At 63.9% G+C, this 4,520-nt stretch carries 6 protein-coding genes; 3 read left to right on the top strand and 3 right to left on the bottom strand.

The window, feature by feature from the left end:
- Positions 1 to 684, top strand: a 684-nt coding sequence (locus tag LJE93_12705) for an aminomethyltransferase family protein (protein ID MCG6949764.1), incomplete at its 5' end; no start/stop codon positions are given.
- Here LJE93_12705 and LJE93_12700 read toward each other — a convergent pair.
- Entirely contained in the window at positions 674 to 889 is a 216-nt protein-coding gene (locus tag LJE93_12700) for a hypothetical protein (protein ID MCG6949763.1), read from the bottom strand. The two genes, LJE93_12705 and LJE93_12700, sit on opposite strands and share 11 nt — an antisense overlap.
- Before the next feature lie 124 nt (positions 890 to 1,013).
- Between LJE93_12700 and LJE93_12695 the strand changes: the two genes are divergently transcribed.
- The gene (locus tag LJE93_12695; GenBank protein ID MCG6949762.1) at positions 1,014 to 2,291 is read left to right on the top strand and encodes a hypothetical protein; all 1,278 of its coding nucleotides are present in this window, start codon (positions 1,014 to 1,016) and stop codon (positions 2,289 to 2,291) included.
- On the opposite strand, the gene LJE93_12690 is transcribed toward LJE93_12695, so the two are convergent.
- Both LJE93_12690 and LJE93_12685 read right to left on the bottom strand, forming a co-directional pair.
- On the bottom strand, positions 2,292 to 3,362 hold the full coding sequence (locus tag LJE93_12690; protein MCG6949761.1) for a D-cysteine desulfhydrase family protein: 1,071 nt from the start codon (positions 3,360 to 3,362) through the stop codon (positions 2,292 to 2,294).
- Between the two features lie 119 nt (positions 3,363 to 3,481).
- Positions 3,482 to 3,901: a cysteine rich repeat-containing protein gene (locus LJE93_12685; GenBank protein MCG6949760.1), complete on the bottom strand. Its 420-nt coding sequence runs from the start codon at positions 3,899 to 3,901 to the stop codon at positions 3,482 to 3,484.
- Positions 3,902 to 4,148: 247 nt separating this feature from the next.
- On the opposite strand from LJE93_12685, the gene LJE93_12680 reads away from it, so the two are divergent.
- Positions 4,149 to 4,520: a hypothetical protein gene (locus LJE93_12680; GenBank protein ID MCG6949759.1), complete on the top strand. Its 372-nt coding sequence runs from the start codon at positions 4,149 to 4,151 to the stop codon at positions 4,518 to 4,520.

Raw genomic sequence — 4,520 nt, 5'->3', positions numbered from 1 at the left:
TCGCGCGAGCTCCTGCAGTCGATCACCTCGGCGGACCTGTCCAACGAGGCCTTCCCCTTCCGCACGTCGCGTGAGATCGATATCGGATATGCGCGCCTGCGCTGCAACCGCATCACCTACGTCGGCGAGCTCGGCTACGAGCTCAACATCCCCGCCGAGCAGGCCGTCCACGTCTACCAGCGCGTGGTCGAGGCGGGCAAGAACCTCGGTCTGCGCCACGCCGGCCTCAGGGCCCTCGGCAGCCTGCGCATGGAGAAGGGCTACCGCGACTACGGTCACGACATCGACAACACCGATGACGCCTACGAGGCAGGGCTCGGATTCGTGGTCGACCTCGACAAGTTGGACTTCATCGGTAAGGCCTACTGCGTCGAGAGAAAGGCGCAGGGCCCCGCGCTGCCCCGGCGCCTGCTCCAGATTCTAGTCAAGGATCCGGAGCCGCTCCTCTACCACGCCGAGGTCGTCCATCGAAACAACCAGGCGGTCGGCTACATCCGTGCGGCGAGCTACGGACACACGCTCGGTGGCGCCGTGGGTCTGGCCATGATCGAGGCCGGCGAACCAATCAACAAGGCTTATGTCCAGGAGGGCGAATGGGAGGTCGATATCGCCGGCACGAGGTACCCGGCTGAGGCTTCGATCCGGCCCATGTACGACCCGAAGATGGAGCGGATCAAGGCATAGGGAGGAATTCCTCCCGCATCACGAAAGCCTTGCAGTCTGCGGCCGGAATCGGATCCATGAAGCGGTCGAACTCTCGGCAGATCCCGGCCGAGCCGCGAACCGAAGCGTACATCGATCCCAGGATCTTGATCCCGGGGAACTCGCGTTCGATGACGGCGGGGTCATCGACGAATCGTGCGCAGTGCTGGCAGTTCTTCTCGTTCAATGCTCGAATCCAAAACCGAACCGGTTTCGAGGCCCGGAGCCTATCACGGGACGCCATCGAGCACCCCGCTGCGAATCACGAGACCTCACCGCTTCCGGTACCATCTTCGGTGCGGGGGGTCCCCATGGTCCGGAAATTCGACATCATGCCTGTTCACGCAGGCACGCTCCTCGGAGAACAGCAGCTTCACGCCATCATCGGCGACTACCTCGAGGCGCTCGAGACGCTCGGCGCCACACGCGTTGATGACATTGCCCCTCCCGCCGATCCCCGCCCGCTCGTGTTCCTGGTCGCAACCGGCGGATCCGAGAAGGTCATCCTGAATGCGTGGACGGAGCGACGAAGGGCAGCGCCCGACGAGCCTCTGCTGTTGATCGCGCACCCGCGCAACAACTCGCTGCCGGCCGCCCTCGAGGTGCTGGCACGGCTGCAGCAGGACGGCAATACGGGCCGCATCTTCTACCTCAGCAGGCCCGACGACCAGGACGGTCTCGACGAGTTGGCCGACGCTCTCCACGACCTGAGTGTCCGGCGGGCGCTGCGCAAGGCGCGTGTCGGGCTCGTGGGCATACCGTCGGACTGGCTCGTCGCCAGCATGCCCGACGCAGAGACCGTCAGGGAGACCTGGGGACCGACGGTCGTGAAGATCGAGATGGACGACGTCGTGAGTGAGGTCGAAGGAGTTTCAACAGACGATGCTGTTTCGCACGTCGACGAGCTCGTGTCGTCCGCAAGCGAAGTGTGCGAGCCCACGATATCCGAGCTACAAGACGTTGCCCGCGTCTATCGTGCGCTGGCAAGAATCGTCGAAGACCATCGCCTTGACGCGCTCACGGTCCGCTGCTTCGACTTCGTCGAGCAGCTACGGACAACCGGTTGCTTCGCGCTCGCACAGCTCACCGACGCGGGCGTCATCGCCGGGTGCGAGGGTGATCTGGTCAGCACCGTCGGTCTCCTATGGGCGCAAAAGCTGCTCGGCGTCACGCCGTGGATGGCCAATCCGGCCCAGCTCGACCCGGCCGGCAACAGGCTCTGTCTGGCTCACTGCACCGTGCCGCGCAGCCTTGTGGAAGACTACCGATTGCGCTCCCATTTTGAGTCCGGTTTGGGCGTAGGTATTCAGGGAACACTGCCCACCGGTCCGGTCACGGTGTTTCGCATCGGCGGACGGAAGCTGGAGCGGCTGTGGCTCGCAGAGGGTGAGATCTTGCGCGCGGGCGACGCCGAGAACCTCTGTCGCACCCAGGTTGAGATCCGGCTCGATCGCGGCGGTGCGGTGACCGATCTTCTGCGCGCACCGCTCGGCAACCACCTGGTGCTGATCTTCGGCCGCCACTTCGACCGACTCCGGGCCTGGTGTGAAGGAACCGGGATCGAGTTGGTGGTCTCGGAGGCTCACTGATCATTCGGCAAGATCGAGCATGATCCCCGAGCGGTAGGGAAAGAGGGCGGCGGTCCCTCCGGTGTGGATGAAGATCACGCTCTCGTCAGTTTTGATGAAGCCGGACTCCATCAGATCCATCATGCCCAGCCATGCCTTGCCGGTGTAGACGGGGTCGAGCACGATTCCCTCGGATCGGGCAAGAGCGGCGATCGCGCGGCTGATCTGCGGCGTCAATACGCCATACCCCGGTTCGAGGTAGTCGTCGAAGGCAATCACATCGTTGTCCCCGATCTCGGCATCGATGTCGAGCAATTCGAGGAGTTGTGCGGCAATGGACCTCACCTGCCCGCGCAGGGTTTCGGCGTCGGACACGACGCTGATGCCGACGATCCTGACGTGCGGCGCAGCAATCTTTGCGGCTACGACCAGACCCGCCTGGGTGCCCGCCGAACCACTGGCGTGCACCACGGTGTCGACCCTCAGGTCGAGCGAGGCGGCCTGTTCCAGGAGCTCTACCAACGCGCCGGCGTAACCCGCCGCACCCAACGGCGCCTCCATCGATCCCTCGGCAAACGAACCGCCGATCGGCGCCAGATAGGGCTTCCTGCCGGCCGCTCTCTCATCCTCGACGACCGGCTCGACCAGATCGGCAACCTGTTCGAGCCGCAGCATGCCGCGATCAGGGCCGATCTCTACTACCTGGACCTCCGCACCACAGAGGTGGTCGAGCAGCACATTGCCGTCGTCATCGGCGGACATCCCGGATTTCTCGAGCAGAACGACCACCGCCCGCATGCCCACCCGGGCGGCTGCGGCTGCGGTCTGCAGACACCAATTGGACTGGACGCCGCCCCAGGTGACCAAGGTGTCGGCTCCATGCGCCAGGGCATCCGCCACGATGTACTCGAGCTTGCGTCCCTTGTTGCCCCCGAAGGCCAGTCCCGTGAGGTCGTCACGCTTGATCTGAAGATCGGCACCTTTTGGAAACTCCGAGGGCCGGGCAATCCGCTGGAGGGGCGTCGGCGCCTGGATCAGCCGTTCCCTCGGAAGGGCATCCAACCGGCTCTTCAGGTCTCGAAGTGAACGCATGGCGCATTGCCCCTCAGGAGCACGAATTCGCTCGGCAGGCGCACTCTGCGACCGACGACGACGCGAGACCGGTCGCGACGATCCGGTTCGGCGTTGTGTCGTATTCCGATTCGCGGGGGCTAATTCTCGACGACCTCGAGGCCGACATCGTCGATCGCCTGCCGGCAGGCGTCGGTGACCTCGGCCTTGTGCTCGAGCAGGCAGGTGCCGACGCGGCCCTCACCGAGACGGACTTCACCGCAGTGCTTCAGAAGATCGTCGCGACACTCGACCGCCAGGTGGGTCACCGCGGCGGCGAACTCCTCGAGCTGCGCGGCGCCCAGATACAGAGCCCACTGGCATTGTGAGGACAGCTTGTCCTCGTGCGCGTAGAAGCAGGCCAGCAGCCGGCCCTCACCCGGGGTCACCTGGCTACAGTAGGCCTTGATCTCCGGCTCGCAGGCTTTCACCACGTCGGCGATGATTTCCTGCTGCGCCCAGGCCCCACTCACGCCCAACAGCAGCGCCGCTCCGACCACGAACACCACATTTCTCTTCATCTTGACCTCCGATGATTCTCGCGCTCAGGCAAAATCTCACAATTCATCTTTTCGTGTCCGCATACCCTAGCACGGGTGGTCACGAAACGTCATACCCTCGGCCGCTGATTCCGTCTGCTGAGTCTCCAGAAGAGTCTCGAATCATCACTCTCGAACGCGTCCTGGAGCATGCGGGCTAGAATGTTGAAGAAGCCCGGGTTGTGTCGCAGAGGTCCAGACAGCGGTGTTCTAGGGCGAACGGAGCAAGATGATGCGACTGGTTGTGCGTCTTTCCCTCGGATTGTTCTTTATCATCGGGCTCGTCGCCTGCGACTCGATGGAAATGACTATCGAGGTCAGCTCACCCGAAGACGGGTGGCTCGAGGTCGTCAACGCGAACGACAAGGTCTGGAAGGACGCTCGCCTGGTTGTCGAAGTCGTGGAGAGTGAGGGAACAACCCGCCCGTGTGACGACAAGCGCCTCGCGCGTTGGGAGCCCGGAGAGAGGATCCGCGTGCCCTCGTGCGGCGAGAAACTTCGACTCACCCTCACGACCGGCGGGGAAACCGCCCGTTTCTCCTATTTTGACGACCATCTCTACCGCCGGATCGGCCGTAAGGAGGTGCCGATCGCCCGTTGA

This window comes from Acidobacteriota bacterium, assembly GCA_022340665.1.
Taxonomy (GTDB): Bacteria; Acidobacteriota; Thermoanaerobaculia; order Thermoanaerobaculales; family Sulfomarinibacteraceae; genus Sulfomarinibacter.
The sequence above is the reverse complement of the archived record's forward strand: the minus strand, read 5'-3'. Positions and strand labels throughout refer to the sequence as shown.

What these genes read in the sequence shown, in the direction of transcription:
- LJE93_12680 (MCG6949759.1), top strand. Translation starts at nt 4,149, where the DNA reads ATGATGCGACTGGTTGTGCGTCTTTCCCTCGGATTGTTCTTTATCATC.
- LJE93_12690 (MCG6949761.1), bottom strand. Translation starts at nt 3,362, where the DNA reads ATGCGTTCACTTCGAGACCTGAAGAGCCGGTTGGATGCCCTTCCGAGG.
- LJE93_12685 (MCG6949760.1), bottom strand. Translation starts at nt 3,901, where the DNA reads ATGAAGAGAAATGTGGTGTTCGTGGTCGGAGCGGCGCTGCTGTTGGGC.
- LJE93_12695 (MCG6949762.1), top strand. Translation starts at nt 1,014, where the DNA reads ATGGTCCGGAAATTCGACATCATGCCTGTTCACGCAGGCACGCTCCTC.